Raw genomic sequence first — 17,900 nt, forward strand, 5'->3', positions numbered from 1 at the left:
TTCGTTTGAAAGTTGACCCTTTGATTTAAGCATAATGTTTTATATCAATATGCGATTGTTTAATGATTAGGTTATAGCTGAATGGAATTAATAGCCCGGCCACATGGCCTAAGGCGCAGGTGAAAGGTGCTGCGCAACACGGCGGGCTATCCAGACTCCAACAATAGAACTATGCTTTTCAGACATCTTATTGACTGTTCTCTATGTGCGGGCCAAATGAAAATTGATGATATCGACGCCTTTGTCGAAGTGATTCGTTGCCAGTCCATCAGCCATGCCGCCGAGTCGTTGCAACTGACCCAGCCGGCCATCACCCGGCGCGTGCAGAACTTTGAGCAGGCGTTGGGCGTGGAGCTGTTCGACCGCAACACCAAGCCGCTCAAGCCCACCCTGATCGGGACCCGGGTGTATGAGCAGTGCCGTTTGATCCTGCGGGAAATGGATGCGCTGCGCGAACTGGTGGCCACCGACGCGCCGCCTACCGGGCAATTGCGCCTGGGTGTTCCGCAAACCATCGGTGATGTGGTGCTGCTCGATGCGCTCAAGCATCTGCGCATCGAATACCCCGATTTGCGGGCGCGGGTGACCACGGGCTGGGGCAGTCAACTGGTCGGCAAGATCGAGCGCGGGGAGCTGGACGCGGCCGCGGCGCTGTTCCCGGCGGGCAAGATTTTCCCTGACAATATAGTCGGTGAGTCGATCGGCAAGATGGAGCTGGTGGTGGTGTGCGCCAAGGTTCAAATGCCCAAGCGTCCCTGCAAACTGGCCGACGTCTACCAGAATGGCTGGATTCTCAATCCCGATGGCTGCGGCTTCCGTGCCGGCTTGCAACGCACCCTGTCGGACCAGGGCCTGGCCCTGCGGGTCAACCTGGAAACCTTCGGCACCGAATTGCAGCTGGGCCTGGTCGCTGACGGCCTGGGACTGGGCTTGGTGCCGCGTCCGTTGCTGGAGCGCAGCGCGCATTTCGATCAGCTGGCGGTGATGCCGCTCAAGGATTTCAAACCGGTGATGGATTTGTGGCTGATCTATCCGCATTTCCTCGGCAACCTGCAGGGGCCGGTCGACGCCTTCGGCAAACTGGTCGCCGGATCATTGCAGAAAATCAAGAGTGCGGCGTGAAGGAGGCGGCGGAATATAATAAAAAAAAATGATAATTAGCTTAGATTAAAATGTGCTTTTTATTATTTTTTGCCGTGCCATAGGCTTGCTGGAGACCTTAAGGCCATCCAGGAAGTTTTGCCATGAGCAGCGTCAGTCCGTTATCCAGTGTCTCGAAAAATGTTCGCCAGCGCGTCAGCCCCGAAGAATGGGAAGTGCGTGTCAAACTGGCCGCGGCCTATCGGCTGGCGGCCCTGTTCAAGTGGACCGACCACATCTACACCCATTTCTCCGCGCGGGTGCCGGGGCCGGACGAGCATTTCCTGATCAATGCCTTCGGATTGTTGTTCGATGAAATCACCGCCTCCAACCTGGTCAAGGTGGACATCGACGGTACCCTCGTCGACGACCCGACGGGGCTGGGCATCAACTACGCCGGCTACGTGATCCACAGCGCCATCCATGGTGCCCGTCCAGACCTGCAAGCGGTGCTGCATACCCACACCCGCGACGGCATCGCGGTGTCTGCCCAGCGTGACGGTTTGTTGCCGATCTCCCAGCACGCCATCGGATTTTCCGGGCGGGTGGCTTATCACGGTTACGAAGGCGTGGCGCTGGACCTGGACGAGCGCGAACGCCTGGTGGCCGACCTGGGGGATAAAAGCGTGCTGATCCTGCGCAATCATGGGCTGTTGACCGCGGGCATCAGTGTGGAGCATGCGTTTCAGCAGCTGCAGGGTCTGGAGCGCGCCTGCAACATCCAGATCGCGGCGCAGGCTGGCGGTAACGCAGAATTGATCTTTCCGCCGGCGGAGGTGGTGGCCAAGGTCGAGAAGCAGGCCGAGGTGTTCAAGAGTGGGGATGGGCCGGGCGTGGCGCGGCACTGGAATGCGCTGATCCGGCAGCTGGAGCGCACGGATATCGAGTACAAGAACTGAGCCAAATGTAGGAGCCGGCTTGCCGGCGAAAGCGGTGGGTCAGTCAACATCCTTGCTGAATGTGCCGCCGTCTTCGCGGGCAAGCCTCGCTCCTACAGGGGATCGGCGTCGTTCGGCGATGTCGTGTTCGCCGAAGATCCCCCTGTGGAGCTGGCTTGTCGGATCGCCGCACCGCAGCGAAAGCGTCCTGATAGCCAACGCATGTGTTGAATGTGCCGCCGTCTTCGCCAGCAAGCCGGCTCCTACACGGGATCGCTGGCGTTCGTCGATGTCGTTTTCGCTGAAGATCCCCCTGTAGGAGCTGGCTTGCCAGCGAAAGCGGTCTGTCAGTCAACACCTCTACCGAATGTGCCGCCGTCTTCGCCGGCAAGCCGGTCTCGCTTCCACAAGGGTGAGGTGTTGGACACAATCCTTGTGAACACCCACGTTATACAGTCAGTGCTTTCAGGCCACTTTTTCCGCCGCCTGCCGTTCGCGCTCCGCCACCAGTTGGCGGGTCAGCGGGATGAGGCGCTTGCCGTAGTCGATGGCATCGTCGAGCGGATCGAAGCCGCGGATCAGGAAGGTGGTGATGCCCAGGTCGTAATAGTCGAGCAGGGCTTCGGCCACTTGTTCCGGGGTGCCCACCAGTGACGTCGAGTTGCCTTGTGCGCCCAGCAAACCGGCGATCCCGGTCCACAGGCGCTTGTCCAGGCGCGAACCCTGGGCCGCTGCCGCAAGCAAGCGCCGGGAGCCTTCGTTCGGCGGTTCGCGGCGTACAAAACCATTCTGTTCGGCCAGGTCGGTAGCCTGTTGCAGGATACGCTCGGCACGCTCCCAGGCCAGCGCTTCGGTGTCCGCCAGGATCGGGCGCAATGACAGGCTGAAGCGAATCTCGCGGCCATGCCGGGCCGCCTCGGCGCGTACCTGCCTCACCACCTCGCGCACTTGTTCATAGGTTTCACCCCACAACGCATAGACATCCGCATGCTTGCCCGCAACCTCGATGGCTGCTGTCGACGAGCCGCCAAAATATAGCGGAATATGCGGCTGTTGCGGCGACTTCACCGCCGAGTGCGCGCCTTCGACCTGGTAATACTGACCTTGATAGTCGAAGGGTTTTTCACTGGTCCACTCCTGGCGCAGCACATCGAGGTATTCATCGGTGCGCGCATAGCGCTCGTCCTTGCCGATATAACTGCCGTCAGCCCGCAATTCGCCATCATCGCCTCCGGTGATGATGTGCACGGCGGTGCGCCCGCCATTGAACACATCCAGGGTGGCGAACTGTCGCGCGGCCAGGGTTGGCGCAGCGAACCCCGGCCGATGAGCGATCAGGAATTTCAGGTTTTTCGTCACGCTGGCCGCATGCGAGGCAATCAGCGTGCTGTCCGGACTGTTGGAGTGGAAGGCCACCAGGGCGCGATCGAAGCCGGCCTCGTCATGGGCGCGAGCGACTTTTTCCACGTACTCGGGTTGCAGGACAGGGCCGCTACGGGGGTGGATTTCCGAAGAATGGTGGCCGCCGATGTAACCGATGAATTCAATACTCATGGTGAGTTCCTTGTCGTTGTCTGGACGTGATTCAAGCCTCCGCCTGGCAGGGGGTCGGTCTGGTGTGACGAAAGTAGGCGCAGCAGGGCGGGCCTGTGAAATGCCGTTTTGTTCTAAGTTAATTATTAAATTAATGAATTTTTATAAATGCTAGATATCAGCAATGCGCATTTTAACCTGGGTCAACGCCACAGCCCTGAAAGGGCGGGGCCTCGACCCATTAATTATGCAAATAATTTATCTGGAGCATTTTTTATCTGAGTTCTAATCATATTAGGTTATTCCTAAAAAGAATTTCACTGCGTTTTTTTATGCGAATAGCATGAATCCGAAGCTGACGCATGGCGCCTCCAGCCATGTTCTTGATAAGGAAGGAAGCCTGATGACTGAGAAGACCTTCGAAACCCAGAGCGCCAGCTCGTTTTCCGTCGATAAGGCCGCGCGCCGTACAGATGATTTGCTGGGCGCCTCGAGATTGACCCCCAACTGGGTCCGCAACTGGCGCACCCCCGAAGTCTTGCTGCGTTTGCTCAGCCCGATCGCGCTGCTGCTGTTGTGGGAGCTGGCCTCCCAGGCTGGGCTGATCCCGCAACGGGTGATCGCGGCGCCGTCGCAGATCGGCGGCACGCTCTGGGCGATGATCGTTTCCGGGGAGCTGGGCAAGCATTTGCTGGTGTCCCTGCAGCGCGCGTTGCTGGGCTTGAGCATCGGGGTCAGCGTCGGAGTCGTCGCCGCACTGATTACCGGCCTGTCCAAGCGCGGTGAGGTGATCCTCGATTCGCCGATGCAGATGCTGCGCACCATTCCTTCCCTGGCACTGGTGCCGTTGTTCATCCTCTGGTTCGGCATCGGCGAATTCACCAAGATCGCGCTGATCGTCACCGGTACCACCTTCCCGGTGTACCTGAACCTGTTCGCCGGGATTCGCAACATCGACCCCAAGCTGATCGAGGCTGCCAACACCCTGGGCCTGAATCGTCGCGAGCTGATCTGGCATGTGATCCTGCCGGGCTCCTTGCCTTCATTCTTTGTCGGCTTGCGTTATTCCCTGGGGATTTCCTGGCTGGCCCTGGTGTTCGTCGAACAAATCAATACCACCGCCGGCATCGGTTTCCTGGCCAGTGACGCGCGGGACTTCATGCGCACCGATGTGATCGTGATCTGCCTGCTTATCTACAGCGTCCTCGGTCTGTTGATCGACGGCCTGATCCGCACGCTGGAGCGTTTCGCCCTGGCCTGGCGCCCATCTTTTGTGAGGAACTGATATGTCGAGCATCGATTTTTCCGACGCGGCAAAAAACCTGCACTCATCGGCGCCGGTACAACTGCGCAATGTGGTGCGTCAGTTCGGCCAGCAGCGGGTCATCGACGGCCTGGACCTGGACATCGCCCCGGGGGAGTTCGTCGCGTTGCTCGGGGCCAGCGGTTCGGGCAAGACCACCTTGCTGCGCAGCCTGGCCGGCCTGGACAGTATCGACAGCGGTCAGCTGCGGGTGCCCAAGGCCCGCGCCGCGGTGTTCCAGGAGCCTCGGTTGATGCCCTGGAAGCGGGCCTGGAAGAACGTGGTTCTCGGTTTGCACATTCCGGATGCCAAGGCACGTGCGGTGCAGGCACTGACCGAAGTGGGACTGGCCCATCGGCTCGAAGCCTACCCGGCCACACTCTCCGGTGGCGAAGCGCAACGGGTGGCGCTGGCCCGTGGCCTGGTGCGCGAGCCCAAGTTGTTGTTGCTCGATGAACCGTTCGCCGCGCTGGATGCGCTGACGCGGATTCGCATGCACCGGTTGATCATCGAGTTGTGGCGCAAACACAACCCCGCCGTGTTGCTGGTGACCCATGATGTGGACGAGGCCATCCTGCTGGCCGACCGGGTCATCGTGCTGGCCAACGGCAAGATCGCCGAACAGTTGACCATCGATCTGCCCCGGGCTCGGGACACCGGGCAGGAGGGTTTCCAGGCCATCCGTGCGCGGCTGCTGAGTTTGCTGGGGGTTGAAGTGGAAACCCTACCGGTTACCGAGCGTCTGTCCACAAAGGCTACTGTCCGGCGTTTTGCCCATGGTTGAAATCGCTGCCAATCCATTGATACAGGGAAGTACTGTCATGCCGATTCGCGTCTGGAAATCCGCAATGCTGTTGCTGTCTGGCGTCGCGCTATTGCTCGGCGGCTGCGGTGACGCCGTCGAGTCAAAGTCCTCATCCACCGCCCAATCAGACCTGTCCGGCGTGACGCTGGTGCTCGGCGATCAAGCCAAGGGCCTGCGCACGGTAGTCGAGGCGGCGAATGCGCTGGAGGGCATCGACTACAAGGTCGAGTGGGCCAACTTCCAGGGCGCCGCGCCGTTGTTCGAAGCCTTGCGCGCCGGCGCCGTCGACCTGGGGCCGGCGGGTGACACCCCGGTGCTCGCCGCCGCGACCGGGGGCACGCCATTGCGCATCGTCGCCGTTCGGCGCAGTCAATCGAGGGGCATTGCGATTCTGGTTCCCGCCGATTCGGACATCCGCACCGTCGCCGATTTGAAAGGCCGCAATGTCGTGGTGTCTTCGGCCCGCGGCAGCATTTCCCAATACCTGTTGATTCGTGCACTGGCCAACGCCGGGGTCGATGAGAAGGACGTCAAGGTCGGCTTCGTCCTGCCGACCGACGCCTTGTCCGCGTTCAACGCCGGCAAGATCGAAGCCTGGGCCACCTTCGGTATCTACCAGGCGTTTGCCGAGCAGCAGGGCGCGCGGGTGTTGATCAGCGGCGAGGGGATCAATACCGGGCTGACCTTTATCACCGCCTCGGACGAAGTCCTGACCGACCCGCTGAAACGCAAGGCGCTCGGCGACGTGCTGCAGCGTTTCGCCAGGGCGTTCGAGTGGGCGCAGCAGAATCCGGACGAGTACGCCCGGGTCTTCGCCAAGGTCAACGACATCCCGCTGGACGTCTCGCAGCGGCTGCGCAGTTGGGGTGACGAATCACTGTTGCCGGTCGAGCCGCGGGATGTTCAGGCGTTGCAGCAGGTCGATGATCTGTTCGTGGAGAAGAAGATCTTTCCCCATCGTGTCGATGTGCAAAAGCTGACGGACGCTGAAGTGTTTTCGGCCGAGTCATTGGTCCTGAACCGGTAAAAACCTGTGCAGTAGAGCGTTCGGTTGAAATTACCTGGCCCTGTTTAGACCGATTATTTCTTTCGGTTATTTATATAGATGCAAATTGCATATCCATAACCAAGAAATATCTGCTGTCGTGTGCAATACGTCTGTCACTGAAGCCAAATGTTCGCGGTAGCAGACATAATCGTTCCATCCACTCCGCTAAGGTCGCTCCAGCATTCATTCCAGCTGTTCGATCGTCATCTTGTTGCGCTTGGACCATTGCTTAGAATCGGCCCCATCAGCTTTGTCCAACTCTCCATACTCCAGGGAACAACACCATGATGAACGCCATGCAGATGCAAATGCCGATGAATGCCAACATGCCGATGATGCCGATGATGGGCATGCCGATGATGATGGCGACCATGACCTGCGACATGATGGACGACGGCATGATGTGCAAGATGATGCCGGCCGCTGGCATGGACATGGCCATGTTCAAGAACAGCGCTGAAATGATGCAGATGATGATGAACTGCGGCATGCAGATGATGATGCACTGCGGCAACATGAGCATGATGTGCATGTCCCAGGCGAGCATGACCATGCCGATGGCGAACATGATGATGCCGATGATGGGCATGCCGATGCCGTCGATGAAGTGCGTGATGGAATGCACCCTGATGGACGACTGCATGATGTGCAAAATCATGCCGATGGCCGGCATGAACATGGACATGATGAAAAACTGCTGCGCCCTGATGATGAAAATGATGAACGACTGCAGCATGCCGATGATGATGAGCTGCAACGGCATGCCGTTGATGTGCTGCACCTGCTGATCAGGCCATTGAATGACCCGGCTAATGCAGATTAGCCGGGCGTTTGCATTGGCTTTCTGTAGGAGCCAGGCTCGCCGGCGAAGGCGTCATTGGGGGCGCCTTCGCCGGCAAGCCTGGCTCCTGCGGTTCAGTCCAGGCGTTCCGGGTAGGTCACCACCAGATACGCCACCGCCTCACTGTCGGCCGGGTTGCGGTAGCGGTGGGGTTGGTCTGCATAGAACAGGATCGAGTCCCCCGTGGACAGCAGATATCGCTCGTCGTTGACGCTGATTTCCAGCACGCCCTGGGCCACCACCAGGTTCTCCTGAACCCCCGGACCATGCCCCTCGGACTGGTCCTCCCCCAGGGGGCTCAGACGCAGCTCATAAAACTCCGACTGGCGCGCCACATCGAAAGGAAACAGGGCGCGGCTGACAAAAGCGCCATTGGCACTGACCAGGCGTTTGCTCTGGCTGGCCGACAACACCGCCACCCCTTCGAATGCCCGGTGCTCGAGAAACGCCGCCACCGATACCTTCAAGCCCTTGGCGATTTTGCACAGCACCTTGATCGACGGCACGCTGCGCCCGGATTCGATCTGCGCCAGCATCGCCCGGCTCACGCCGCACTGGCGGGCGAGGGCGTCGAGGGACAGATGCCGTTTGCCCCGCAGGCGTTGCAGGTTTTGCGCGACCCGCTCGCAGATCGGGTCTTCTTCCAGTGGCTCCAGGTTATTCAAATCCATTACCGGCTCATCGGCGCTCGCCAGAAAGCGCGAGGGTTGCTGCACGTTCACGCGTGACGCGTCTCGGTCGCTTTGCTCGCTTGCACCCATTGAAAGGCCAGGCCTGCGTTGCGTGCATACATTTCCCACATGGCCCGTGCCCGTTGCTGAGCTTGTTTGCGTTTGCGGTAGCTGGCGAAGTCGCTGAGGTTGTCAGTCGGATTCATGGGGCACTTCACTGTGTAATGAATGACGGGATGGGCTGAGAGTACTCGGATATTTTTATAACGATAAATACTGATTTTGTATTTATTAATTCTTTCTAGTTCTTATGAGCATGAGAAAGAAGACGCCCGAAACGCAGGTATCGGATCACCTAAGCTAATTCCAAAAAAGTATTTACAGATGGTTTTTAAGATCGATTAGCTTTATGCCTCTGCAGTGTTGCGCCCTTGGCGTAACGCCTGTTTTGCGCCAGGCATCCGGTGTTGCCGTCATTGCCTGACGCCCATTCGATTCTCTGGCCTTGGGTGCGAGCGACGTGCCCGAGAGCTGTTTGCCGGGAGCTTGCGTGACAATCATTCAAACCTCTTTGACCACGCCATGGATCGAGTCTGCTCAGCGGCTGGCGCCACCGGGGGGCGGCGCACTGAACGAGGGCGATGTCGTGCTCGAGTTGCGTGAGGTCACCAAGACGTACCGGCGTAAAAAAGGCTCGCCCGCGTCGCCGGCAGTGAGCAATGTCAGCCTGAAGGTGCGTCGGGGCGAGGTCCTGTGCCTGATGGGTACTTCCGGAAGCGGCAAGTCAACGTTGTTGCGCCATATCAACCGTCTGATCGAGCCCACCAGTGGTGAGGTCCTGATCGAAGGCCACGGGATCGGCGGGTTGAACCGCAAAGCGTTGCGTGACTTGAGGTCCCGGCGCATCGGCATGGTGTTTCAGCATTTCGGCTTGCTGCCCCATCGAACGGTGCTGGACAACGTTGCGCTGCCACTGGAGTTGCGCGGCGAACCGGAATCGACTCGGCATGCGGCGGCAGCCGTGCAGTTGCAGGCGGTAGGGTTGGGGGGCTGGGGCGAACATTATCCCCATGAGCTGTCCGGTGGCATGCGTCAGCGTGTCGGCCTGGCGCGGGCCCTGGTCACCGAGCCGGACATCCTGCTGATGGATGAGCCTTTCAGTGCCCTGGACCCGACGATCCGGCGCGATCTGCAGAGTCATTTCCTGGCCCTGGCCCGCGCACGCGGTATCACCACCCTGCTGGTCACGCACGACCCGGCTGAAGCCCTGCGCCTGGCCGATCGCATTGCCGTAATGCGCCAGGGGCGGCTGGTGCAGTTGGGCACCCCGGAGCAGTTGCTCGAGCATCCTGCCGATACCGAGGTGGCGGATTTTTTCCGTGACTGCGGCGTAACGCCCTCTGCACCACGCAGCGCAGGCGAGGTCCGCCTCCAGGCATCACACAGCGAACCGCGCGAGCTGCCGCACACGCCAGGCTTGCCCTGGTGGCAAGCGCTGTTGTTGGGGCCAGCGGCGCTGGCGGCCCGGGGCAAGGGTGGAGTGTTCTGGATCACCTTCGCCAGTGAGCTCGCCGCCCTGGCAGTTTTCAGCCAGGGCATTGTCGACTCGTCGTGGCGGGTGGTGCTGGCGGCACTGGTCGTGTTCGCGGCCAGCCGCTTCGCTGTGCTCTCGCTGAGCAGCCAGCCCGTGCGGCGCGACATTTCGGGATGGGCGCTGCCTTTGGGTGTACTGCTGATCAGCCAGGCCCTGGTGGTCTGGCGAGTCATTACACCGGACACCACGAACGCGTTGCTGCAGTTCCCGGCCAACCGCCAGGCGCTGCTCCTGGCGGCAGAGAGCATCGACCAGTTCATCGGCTGGTCGCAAGTGACGTTCGAGGGCGCATTTGTCGGGGTGATTGTTGCCGTACGCACCGTCATCGAAGGCATCGAAAACCTGCTGGGCTGGTTGCCGTGGCCGGTTTCGGCGCTGGCGCTGGTATTACTGTCCTGGCGTTCGGCAGGCCTGGCGCTGGCCCTGACCAGCAGCGCGGCTCTTCTGTACATCGGCCTGTTCGGTTTCTGGGAGCGCACCATCGCCACCCTGGCCCTGGTCGGCTCTTCGGTGCTGATCGCCCTGGCCATCGGCGTGCCGACGGGTATTTTGCTGGCGAGGCGACCACTGATACGGCGTTTGATCACGCCTTTGCTGGATGTCATGCAGACCCTTCCCACCTTCGTGTACCTGATTCCTGCCGTGGCGTTCTTCTCCGTCGGCAAGACGCCTGCCGTGATCGCGACGGTGATTTTCGCCCTCGCACCGATGATCCGCCTGACGTCCCTGGGCATCCAGGAAGTGCCCAAGGACGCCATCGAGGCGGCGGTCGCGCACGGTGCCAGCCCCTGGCAGACCCTGATCAAGGTGCAGTTGCCGCTGGCTCGCCGCTCACTGTTGCTGGGGATCAACCAGACGATCGTCATGAGCCTGTCGATGGTGGTCGTGGCCGCGCTGATCGGTGCCGGCGGCCTGGGGTATGACGTCATGACAGCGCTGCGCAACATCAAGGGCGGCGAGGGCATGCTGGCCGGCGCGGCGATCGTGCTGTGCGCGCTGATTCCGGATCGAATCATTCAATCGAGCTTGCGCAAGCAAGATCACCTGCCTAACTAAACAGAGACAATTATCGTGAAAACCCACTTGTCGCGCACCCTGGGCGCAGCCGCGCTGCTGGCCTCCCTGACGCTTCCCGCAACGGTAATGGCCAAGGACAAAATCGTCATTGGCGAGCAGAACTGGACGGGGGCTATCGCCATCCAGCACATCCTCGGCGAAGTGATCAAAACCCGTCTGGATGGCGATGTGTCGTATCTGGCGGGGGATGTCCCGGTGCTGTTCAGTGCCGCGGCGAAAGGCGATGGTTCGGTTGATGTGCTGACCGACATCTGGCTGCCGAATCAGTCGGCTGCCTGGGCCAAGTACGTCACCGGCGGCACCCGGTCGTTGGTCCCGAATATTCACGCCTATGCGGGCGAGCAAGGGTTTTATATCCCGGGGTATTTGCAGGACAAATACGGCGTCAAATCCATCTACGACCTGAAAAAGCCGGAAGTGGCCAAGCTCTTTGAACCGCTGGGGGGTGGCAAGGCGCATCTGCTGGTCGGGCCGGCAGGCTGGGAGTCGACCTACATTGGCCAGATCAAGGCCAAGGATTACGGATTCGCCGATAAATTTGAGGCGGTTTCGACCGAGGCCGCCGTCACTTACGCCAAACTGGCCGCGGCTTACAAGGCGCAGCGCGGTGTGGTGTTCTATGCCTATACGCCGGACTGGATTTTTTCGGCCTTTGACCTGCGTCGACTGGAAGAGCCCGCGTTCGACGGTTATGCCCAAGACAACAAAAAAGATGACCCGCTGTACAAGGCCGATGGCTGCTGGAAGTTCATCAGCCCGACGGTCGACCCGGACTGGTTGAACAAGAGCCGGATTACCTGCGCCTTCCCGGACGCCAAAGTCCATGTCCTGGCCTCGGCTGCCTTGCAGAAACGTGCGCCGAAAATTGCCGGGTTCTTGCGCAATGTCGCGATCGAGCCGGCGCAGCTCAATGAGCTGATCCTGAAAATCGAAAAGGAAAAACTGCCGGCTGACGTGGCCGCCAAGGCGTGGGTCCAGGCGAACAGCGCCACCGTCGATCAATGGCTCGCGGCGTCGGCACCGACAGTGAGTTCCAGCCAATGAGCCAGGCTTCCTTGCGTTTGCTCGATGGCGGCATGGGGCGCGAGCTGCAGCGTATCGGTGCGCCTTTTCGCCAACCGGAATGGTCCGCGCTGGCGCTGATCGAAGCGCCGCAGTTCGTGCTGCAGGCGCATCGGGCGTTCATCGATGCCGGTGCCCGGATCATCACCACCAACAGCTACGCGGTGGTGCCCTTTCATATCGGTGACGAGCGATTTGCCGAGCAGGGGCGCTCGCTGGCCGAACGGGCGGGGCACCTGGCTCGTCAGGCTGCGAGCGATAGCGTCGAACCGGTCACGGTGGCCGGTTCGTTGCCGCCAGCGCTCGGGTCCTATCGTCCGGACCTGTTCGATCATCAGCGCTCTGTCGACATCCATCGCGTGCTTATCGCTGGCCTGCAGGAGCATGTGGACCTTTGGTTGGCGGAAACCCAGAGTTCCACTGATGAAGTCCGGGCAGTGGTCGAAGCATTGGGGCAGGATTCCAAGCCGTTGTGGGTGTCCTTTACCCTGCTTGATGACCTCGGCGAGCCACCGCGACTGCGTTCATCCGAGCCGGTGGCCGACGCGGTTCGCGTGGCGGTCGAGCTGGGGGCGAGCGCGGTGCTGTTCAATTGCAGCCAACCGGAAGTGATGGCGGCGGCGCTGGCCGAGGCCCGAAGTGTCATCCAGAGCCTTGCTCAAACCATTGAGCTGGGGGTGTACGCCAACGCGTTTCCCCCGGTCAGTACCGAAGCCAAGGCAAATAGCACGCTGTTGCAGATTCGTCGCGATCTGGGCCCCGAGGCGTATTTGCACTGGTCTCGCTCCTGGGTCGCGGCAGGTGCAAGTATTGTTGGCGGATGCTGCGGTATCGGGCCAGAACACATCGCGCAATTACGCCGGCATCTATTGCCGCACAGAGAGGTTGCTGGAATATGAGTGATCTTCAACAACACAAACCGGTTGCCACGGTGATCGTGCCGCTGGGGGCGTTTCAACTGGCGGAAGAAGGACAGCAGCGATACCTGGAAAAGCACGGGGCAAGCAGCTGCTCACTCTGACTCAGTGCCCGCGACTGCTCTTGATCAACTCATAAGCCCGACGCACCAGCGGATTGACGGTATTGGGCCTGATCCACAGGTGATAGGTCACGTCCGGCAGTCGCGGCAAGCCATCGTTTTCGCCGAGCACGCGCATGTCCGGGCCGAGCATCTCCATGCTTCGCGGGGTAACGCCGAGGCCTGCACGGGTGGCTGCCTTGATGCCGATCAGGTTCGACGCCAGGTACGCCTGGCGCCAGGGAATGTTGGCGCGCTCCAGGGCCTCGAGGGCATAGCGGCGATAGATGCTGGGCTCATCCACCAGGATCAGCGGCAAGGGTTCGCCGGGGTTGTGAATGTACTGCGCCGAGCAGATCCACCACACCGGTGAGGTGCGCAAGGCAAAGCCTTCCAGGCTGGGGTCTTCGCGGGTGGAGATCACCATGTCGACCTTGCCCCGGTGCAGGTCGTCCATCAGGAACGGGCTGCGGCCGACATCGATCTCCAGGCGCAGGCGCGGTGCCGAGCGGGCGATGTGGCTGAGGATCGGCGGCAGGATGGTGTCGGCGATGTCATGGGGCGAGCCGATGCGCAGCACGCCGCTCAAGCTGCTTTCACGCAATGAGTTCAGGGCGTCGTCGTTGAGCGAGAGCATTTGCCGCGCATGACGCAGCAACTGCAGGCCCGCTTCGGTGAGTTGTTTGTGCCGCCCGCGTTTTTCGAACAGGCTGACCCCGACCAGTTGTTCCAGGCGTTGCATGTGTTGGGTGACCGACGATTGCGTGCGGGCCAGTTGCGCGCCGGCTTCGGCAAAACTGTGGTGATCCACCACGGCGATGAAGGTGCGCAGTAATTCGAGGTCGAGGGTAGGTGAGGTCGACATTGGCCATTCCCATCGTTGTTTTTACATCAAGACTGCAAACATAAATATCACAGTTCTTTATGTATTTTTCGAGGGGTTTTCTCGGCTCCCACGTAATACCACATAAATACGGGGTATTAGGAGCGCGCCTGTCAATTTTGACACTGCAAGTTATAACGATATTAGATATTTGAATTTCCGTTACTTCGGCGCTGTACCTAGGATGCCCACCCATCAGGTCGGGGTACGCCGACCATTCCATGAGGGGAAAAACATGTTGCTCGAGCGCTCGCCTGTTAAAAGATTGTTGCCTGTGATGCTGGGCGCCTTGATCTCGATGGTCGGCATGACCAGCGCCCAGGCCGATGCCACCCTGGACAAGATCCAGCAGCGCCATGTGCTGGTGGTGGGTGTGTTGCTGTCCGGCGGCCCGTTCGGCGGGATCGACCCGACCACCCAAAAACCCCGGGGCCTGAACGTCGACCTCGCCCAGGAGCTGGGACGGCAACTGGGTGCCGAGGTGCAACTGGTGCCGGTCTTGCCTGCCAACCGCGTGCAATTCCTGCAGCAGGGCAAAGTCGATTTGCTGATCGCCAACATGGAATGGACCGCCGAACGCGGCGAGATCCTCGGCTTTGTGCCGACGCCGTTCTACCGTGTCGGCGGTACCGCTGCAGTGTTGAAAGACAGCAAGATCAGCCGTTGGGAAGACTTGAAAGATCAACCGGTCTGCACCTCCCAGGGCAGCAGCTACGTCAAGCCGCTCACTGAGCTGGGCGTCGAGATCAAGGCCTTTAAGAGCTCGTCGGAATCCTTGCTGGCGTTGCGTGGCAACAACTGCGTCGCGGCGGTGCACGACGCCACGCTGATCAACCCGTTGCTCGCCGACACCGCCGAATGGCAGGGTTATCGCGCGCTCAGCCCGGAACTCAACCCGGCCCCGTCGGTGATCTGGACCCGCCGTGGCGAAGGCGATACCCAGGCCAGGCTCGATTCCATCGTCAAGGAGCTGCATCGCAGCGGCTGGCTGATCGACGCCCAGACCCGCAACCGCATCACCCCCGCGTCACCGGCCTTGGTGGAGTTGCAGAAACAGTTCCAGGCCAATGGCGCCTGACGGAGCGAGCCATGAGTCATTGGCTGGAGCTTTTTGTCCACTGGACTGCCGGGGTTGGCCTGAACTACGGCTTTGTGCTCGACGCCTATCAACGCGGCAGCCTGGAGCAGGGCGCGCTGACCACGCTGCTGTTGTGCCTGTTCACCATCGTCGGCAGCCTGCTGGCCGGGGTCGGCCTGGCGGCGATGTTGACCTCGGGCAAACCCTGGCTGGCGAAACCTGCACGGGTGTTCATCGAAGTCACCCGCAATACGCCGACCCTGGTGCAGTTGTATTGCGCGTTTCTGGTGCTGAACATGCTGCTGACCCAGGCCGTCGGCGCGGCGAACCCGCTGACGCCGTTCGCCTGGGTGGTGATCGTGATCTCGCTGCACAAGGGGGCATTTCACGCGGAAGCCTTGCGTGCCGGGATCGAGGCGGTGCCGAGCGTGACGATGGAAGCCGCCAGTTCCCTGGCCTTCAGCAGCCGCCAGTTGTTATGGAATGTGCAACTGCCACTGGCCCTGCGCTTCGCCCTGCCGTCGCTGATCAACAACCTGATCGACCTGGTGAAGATGACCGCCGTGGCCTCGGCCATTGCCGTGGGCGATATCACCTACGCGGCGATCATGATCTGGACCCAGAGCGACAACGTGCTGGAGCTGATGATTCTGATCCTGAGCTTTTTCGGACTGCTGAGTTTTATCGTCAACTGTGTGGGGCGCTACCTTGAAGCGCGCCTGAGGATGCCCGGCTATGGCCATTGAATCGTCCGTCGGCGCAACGCTGGCCTGGCCCCGGCGGCATGTCGGCAAGTTGTTGCTGTTGCTCTGCACCGTGCTCTGGCTGCTCTGGTTCGCCCCGCAAAGCCCGGTGTCAAAGGCCTTGTTGCAATGGTCGCCGGCGCTGGCCGCAGGCTTTGGCCAGAACATTCTGATCAGTCTGGTCGCCATCGGCCTGGGCTCGTTCCTGGGGCTGTTGGTGGGTGCCCTGGCGCTGTCGCCCCTGGGTTTGATGCGCTTGCCGGCGCGGATCTGGGTTCAGGTGTTCCGTAACGCGCCGTGGCTGGTGCTGATCTATTTCACCACCTACGTGTTCCCGTTCGAGATCCACGTCGGCAGCACCTATGTCCCGTTCCCGGACTGGGTCAAGGTCACCATCGGCCTGGCGTTGCCGGCCAGTGCCAACGTCGCGGAGATCTTTCGTGGGGCCATCGCCTCGATCCCCAGCACTCAATGGGAAGCGGCGCGTTCCCTGGCATTCACCCGCGGGCAGATTTTCCGTTCGATCATCCTGCCGCAGTGCTTCAAGCGCATGTTGCCGCCGTGGATGAACCTCTATGCGGTGATCACCATGGGCACTGCGCTGGCGTCCCTGGTGGGTGTGCACGACGTGATCGACACCGCGCAGATCGCCAGCAACACCGTGAACCTGACCGGCTTCACCGTGGTGATTTACCTGAGCCTGCTGGTGCTGTTCTTTGCTTACTGCTACCCGATTTCCCGACTCACCCAATGCCTGGAGCGACGTTATGCCTTCTACTGAAACCGTCGCCGAGCCCCTGGTCAGCCTGCGCGACCTGCACCTGTCGTTCGGCACCAACCCGGTGCTCAAGGGCATCGACCTCGACGTGCACCGCGGCCAGGCCGTGTCGATCATCGGCCCGTCCGGCTCCGGCAAGTCGACCATCCTGCGCTGCATCACCGGCCTGTTGCAGCCGCAACGCGGCAGCATCCGCGTCGGCGGTACCGAGGTCCACACCCTGGCACGGGAAGCCCAGCGCATCGAGTTGCGCAAACGCGTGGGGTTTGTGTTCCAGCAGTACAACCTGTTCCCGCATCTGTCGGTGCTGGAAAACCTGGTGATTGCCCCGCGCAAGGTGCTGGGGCGCAACCGCATCGACGCCGAGAAAGACGCCCGGGCCCTGTTGGCCAAGGTGCGCATGGAGCACAAGGCCGATGCCTGGCCGGGGCAACTCTCCGGCGGCCAGCAACAACGGGTGGCGATTGCCCGCGCCCTGGCCATGCGTCCGGAATTGATTCTGTTTGACGAGGTGACGTCGGCCCTGGATCCGGAAACCGTCGGCGAGGTGTTGACGGTGATTCGCGAGTTGACCGAGGAGGGCATGACCTGCGTGCTGGTCACCCACGAAATGCGCTTCGCCGAAGAGATCAGCGACATCGTCTACTTCACCGAGAACGGTGTGATTGTCGAGCATGGCAGCGCCGCGCAGATCTTCCAGCACCCGACCAGCGAGCGGACCCGCGAGTTTCTGCGCCATGCCCTGGGCGATCCGGGCCGCCGGCCGCCCCTCGCCAATGATCCGTATCTGTTGAGCAACCTGAGTCGCTACAGCCTGTCCGTCTGATACCAAGGAGCCTGTCCATGAGTACCGTTAACCGTGCCGCTGTCATTGAGGATTTCCTGAAGAAAATCCGCGTCATCCATCAACGGGGCGTCGACCGCGCCGCGCTGGCGGACATCGTTGCCTTGCTCGAAGCCCTGGCCGAGCGCCGCGATCTGTTCAATTTCGACCAGTTCCCGGCCCCGGTGCCGGGGCAGGGCGGCACCGCGTTCCGCTACCGTCTCAACGACGACGGCGACACGCCGACGCTGTACCTGAATTCGCTGTTGCCGGGCAAAAGCACCATTCCCCACAACCACGAAACCTGGGCGATCATCAGTGCCGTCGAAGGCCAGGAAATCAACTACGTCTACCGTCGTGATGACGAAGGTCGCGAACCTGGCTTCACCACCTTGCACCTGGAGCACGAAGTGATCGTGCAGCCTGGCACTTCCATCTCGTTCCTCGGCGAAGACCTGCATGGCATTCGGGTCGACGGCGAGCAACCGACCCTGCATTTCCACCTCTACGGCTTGCCGCTGGAATCGCTCGACGGCCGTTACGGCGTCGAGGCCGACGGGCGCATTCTCAATTACAACGCCTCGCAAATGGCGCCGTCGATCAAGGCTTACGCGTGATCGAACTG

18 protein-coding genes and 1 pseudogene are annotated in these 17,900 nt (G+C 60.9%); 15 read left to right on the forward strand and 4 right to left on the reverse strand.

Going from position 1 to position 17,900, the window contains the following annotated elements:
* Nucleotides 1-216: 216 nt before the first annotated feature.
* The gene (locus F8N96_RS19905; protein ID WP_150799255.1) at nt 217-1,122 is read left to right on the forward strand and encodes a LysR family transcriptional regulator; all 906 of its coding nucleotides are present in this window, start codon (nt 217-219) and stop codon (nt 1,120-1,122) included.
* Nucleotides 1,123-1,244: 122 nt separating this feature from the next.
* Nucleotides 1,245-2,039, forward strand: a complete 795-nt coding sequence (locus F8N96_RS19910) for a class II aldolase/adducin family protein (RefSeq protein ID WP_150799256.1) — start codon at nt 1,245-1,247, stop codon at nt 2,037-2,039.
* Nucleotides 2,040-2,483: 444 nt separating this feature from the next.
* On the opposite strand, the gene F8N96_RS19925 is transcribed toward F8N96_RS19910, so the two are convergent.
* Nucleotides 2,484-3,572 carry an LLM class flavin-dependent oxidoreductase gene (locus F8N96_RS19925; RefSeq protein ID WP_150799257.1) on the reverse strand — a complete coding sequence of 363 codons (1,089 nt, stop codon included), beginning with the start codon at nt 3,570-3,572 and terminating at the stop codon, nt 2,484-2,486.
* Nucleotides 3,573-3,954: 382 nt separating this feature from the next.
* Here F8N96_RS19925 and F8N96_RS19930 point away from each other — a divergent pair, with 382 nt between their 5' ends.
* The 4 genes from F8N96_RS19930 (at nt 3,955) to F8N96_RS19945 (ending at nt 7,495) form a co-directional block, all read left to right on the forward strand.
* Nucleotides 3,955-4,836 (forward strand): ABC transporter permease, encoded by an 882-nt coding sequence (locus F8N96_RS19930; protein WP_150799258.1) that lies wholly within the window; start codon nt 3,955-3,957, stop codon nt 4,834-4,836.
* 1 nt (nt 4,837) lies between these two features.
* On the forward strand, nt 4,838-5,638 hold the full coding sequence (locus F8N96_RS19935) for an ABC transporter ATP-binding protein (RefSeq protein ID WP_150799259.1): 801 nt from the start codon (nt 4,838-4,840) through the stop codon (nt 5,636-5,638).
* A gap of 37 nt (nt 5,639-5,675) precedes the next feature.
* Nucleotides 5,676-6,686, forward strand: coding sequence for an ABC transporter substrate-binding protein (locus F8N96_RS19940; RefSeq protein ID WP_150799260.1), 1,011 nt, complete (start codon nt 5,676-5,678; stop codon nt 6,684-6,686).
* A gap of 305 nt (nt 6,687-6,991) precedes the next feature.
* Nucleotides 6,992-7,495 (forward strand): hypothetical protein, encoded by a 504-nt coding sequence (locus F8N96_RS19945; protein WP_191635375.1) that lies wholly within the window; start codon nt 6,992-6,994, stop codon nt 7,493-7,495.
* Between the two features lie 127 nt (nt 7,496-7,622).
* Here F8N96_RS19945 and F8N96_RS19950 read toward each other — a convergent pair whose 3' ends face one another.
* Together F8N96_RS19950 and F8N96_RS35090 are read right to left on the reverse strand one after the other, a co-directional pair.
* Nucleotides 7,623-8,219, reverse strand: a complete 597-nt coding sequence (locus tag F8N96_RS19950; protein ID WP_191630759.1) for a helix-turn-helix domain-containing protein — start codon at nt 8,217-8,219, stop codon at nt 7,623-7,625.
* Between the two features lie 47 nt (nt 8,220-8,266).
* The gene (locus tag F8N96_RS35090) at nt 8,267-8,425 is read right to left on the reverse strand and encodes a hypothetical protein (protein ID WP_191635376.1); all 159 of its coding nucleotides are present in this window, start codon (nt 8,423-8,425) and stop codon (nt 8,267-8,269) included.
* A gap of 380 nt (nt 8,426-8,805) precedes the next feature.
* Here F8N96_RS35090 and F8N96_RS19955 point away from each other — a divergent pair, with 380 nt between their 5' ends.
* The 4 genes and pseudogenes from F8N96_RS19955 to F8N96_RS19970 all read left to right on the forward strand — a co-directional run.
* Nucleotides 8,806-10,869, forward strand: coding sequence for an ATP-binding cassette domain-containing protein (locus F8N96_RS19955; RefSeq protein WP_224794115.1), 2,064 nt, complete (start codon nt 8,806-8,808; stop codon nt 10,867-10,869).
* 87 nt (nt 10,870-10,956) lie between these two features.
* Nucleotides 10,957-11,934: a glycine betaine ABC transporter substrate-binding protein gene (locus tag F8N96_RS19960; RefSeq protein ID WP_224794116.1), complete on the forward strand. Its 978-nt coding sequence runs from the start codon at nt 10,957-10,959 to the stop codon at nt 11,932-11,934.
* Nucleotides 11,931-12,851, forward strand: a complete 921-nt coding sequence (locus F8N96_RS19965) for a homocysteine S-methyltransferase family protein (RefSeq protein ID WP_150799264.1) — start codon at nt 11,931-11,933, stop codon at nt 12,849-12,851. The genes F8N96_RS19960 and F8N96_RS19965 overlap by 4 nt, the downstream gene beginning before the upstream one ends.
* A gap of 14 nt (nt 12,852-12,865) precedes the next feature.
* A pseudogene (locus F8N96_RS19970) lies at nt 12,866-12,973 on the forward strand (peptide-methionine (S)-S-oxide reductase); the annotation flags it as partial.
* Nucleotide 12,974: 1 nt separating this feature from the next.
* On the opposite strand, the gene F8N96_RS19975 reads toward F8N96_RS19970, so the two are convergent.
* Nucleotides 12,975-13,835, reverse strand: a complete 861-nt coding sequence (locus F8N96_RS19975; RefSeq protein ID WP_150799265.1) for a LysR substrate-binding domain-containing protein — start codon at nt 13,833-13,835, stop codon at nt 12,975-12,977.
* 253 nt (nt 13,836-14,088) lie between these two features.
* Here F8N96_RS19975 and F8N96_RS19980 point away from each other — a divergent pair, with 253 nt between their 5' ends.
* The 5 genes from F8N96_RS19980 to F8N96_RS20000 are packed head-to-tail and all read left to right on the forward strand — an operon-like array spanning nt 14,089 to nt 17,892.
* Entirely contained in the window at nt 14,089-14,931 is an 843-nt protein-coding gene (locus F8N96_RS19980; RefSeq protein WP_150799266.1) for a transporter substrate-binding domain-containing protein, read from the forward strand.
* Between the two features lie 11 nt (nt 14,932-14,942).
* Nucleotides 14,943-15,677: an amino acid ABC transporter permease gene (locus F8N96_RS19985; protein ID WP_150799267.1), complete on the forward strand. Its 735-nt coding sequence runs from the start codon at nt 14,943-14,945 to the stop codon at nt 15,675-15,677.
* Nucleotides 15,667-16,455, forward strand: coding sequence for an amino acid ABC transporter permease (locus F8N96_RS19990; protein ID WP_150799268.1), 789 nt, complete (start codon nt 15,667-15,669; stop codon nt 16,453-16,455). Before F8N96_RS19985 ends, F8N96_RS19990 begins: the two co-directional genes overlap by 11 nt.
* Nucleotides 16,442-17,278 (forward strand): amino acid ABC transporter ATP-binding protein, encoded by an 837-nt coding sequence (locus F8N96_RS19995; protein WP_150799269.1) that lies wholly within the window; start codon nt 16,442-16,444, stop codon nt 17,276-17,278. The genes F8N96_RS19990 and F8N96_RS19995 overlap by 14 nt, the downstream gene beginning before the upstream one ends.
* 17 nt (nt 17,279-17,295) lie before the next feature.
* The gene (locus tag F8N96_RS20000; RefSeq protein WP_150799270.1) at nt 17,296-17,892 is read left to right on the forward strand and encodes a cysteine dioxygenase family protein; all 597 of its coding nucleotides are present in this window, start codon (nt 17,296-17,298) and stop codon (nt 17,890-17,892) included.
* The last annotated feature ends 8 nt before the right edge of the window (nt 17,893-17,900 follow it).

The organism is Pseudomonas fluorescens (assembly GCF_902497855.1).
In the GTDB taxonomy this organism is placed as follows: Bacteria; Pseudomonadota; Gammaproteobacteria; order Pseudomonadales; family Pseudomonadaceae; genus Aquipseudomonas; species Aquipseudomonas fluorescens_BI.

What these genes read in the sequence shown, in the direction of transcription:
- F8N96_RS19965 (WP_150799264.1), top strand. Translation starts at nt 11,931, where the DNA reads ATGAGCCAGGCTTCCTTGCGTTTGCTCGATGGCGGCATGGGGCGCGAG.
- F8N96_RS19905 (WP_150799255.1), top strand. Translation starts at nt 217, where the DNA reads ATGAAAATTGATGATATCGACGCCTTTGTCGAAGTGATTCGTTGCCAG.
- F8N96_RS19930 (WP_150799258.1), top strand. Translation starts at nt 3,955, where the DNA reads ATGACTGAGAAGACCTTCGAAACCCAGAGCGCCAGCTCGTTTTCCGTC.
- F8N96_RS19945 (WP_191635375.1), top strand. Translation starts at nt 6,992, where the DNA reads ATGATGAACGCCATGCAGATGCAAATGCCGATGAATGCCAACATGCCG.
- F8N96_RS19960 (WP_224794116.1), top strand. Translation starts at nt 10,957, where the DNA reads ATGGCCAAGGACAAAATCGTCATTGGCGAGCAGAACTGGACGGGGGCT.
- F8N96_RS19980 (WP_150799266.1), top strand. Translation starts at nt 14,089, where the DNA reads ATGTTGCTCGAGCGCTCGCCTGTTAAAAGATTGTTGCCTGTGATGCTG.
- F8N96_RS19985 (WP_150799267.1), top strand. Translation starts at nt 14,943, where the DNA reads ATGAGTCATTGGCTGGAGCTTTTTGTCCACTGGACTGCCGGGGTTGGC.
- F8N96_RS35090 (WP_191635376.1), bottom strand. Translation starts at nt 8,425, where the DNA reads ATGAATCCGACTGACAACCTCAGCGACTTCGCCAGCTACCGCAAACGC.
- F8N96_RS19940 (WP_150799260.1), top strand. Translation starts at nt 5,676, where the DNA reads ATGCCGATTCGCGTCTGGAAATCCGCAATGCTGTTGCTGTCTGGCGTC.
- F8N96_RS20000 (WP_150799270.1), top strand. Translation starts at nt 17,296, where the DNA reads ATGAGTACCGTTAACCGTGCCGCTGTCATTGAGGATTTCCTGAAGAAA.
- F8N96_RS19995 (WP_150799269.1), top strand. Translation starts at nt 16,442, where the DNA reads ATGCCTTCTACTGAAACCGTCGCCGAGCCCCTGGTCAGCCTGCGCGAC.
- F8N96_RS19925 (WP_150799257.1), bottom strand. Translation starts at nt 3,572, where the DNA reads ATGAGTATTGAATTCATCGGTTACATCGGCGGCCACCATTCTTCGGAA.
- F8N96_RS19910 (WP_150799256.1), top strand. Translation starts at nt 1,245, where the DNA reads ATGAGCAGCGTCAGTCCGTTATCCAGTGTCTCGAAAAATGTTCGCCAG.
- F8N96_RS19935 (WP_150799259.1), top strand. Translation starts at nt 4,838, where the DNA reads ATGTCGAGCATCGATTTTTCCGACGCGGCAAAAAACCTGCACTCATCG.
- F8N96_RS19975 (WP_150799265.1), bottom strand. Translation starts at nt 13,835, where the DNA reads ATGTCGACCTCACCTACCCTCGACCTCGAATTACTGCGCACCTTCATC.
- F8N96_RS19950 (WP_191630759.1), bottom strand. Translation starts at nt 8,219, where the DNA reads ATGGATTTGAATAACCTGGAGCCACTGGAAGAAGACCCGATCTGCGAG.
- F8N96_RS19990 (WP_150799268.1), top strand. Translation starts at nt 15,667, where the DNA reads ATGGCCATTGAATCGTCCGTCGGCGCAACGCTGGCCTGGCCCCGGCGG.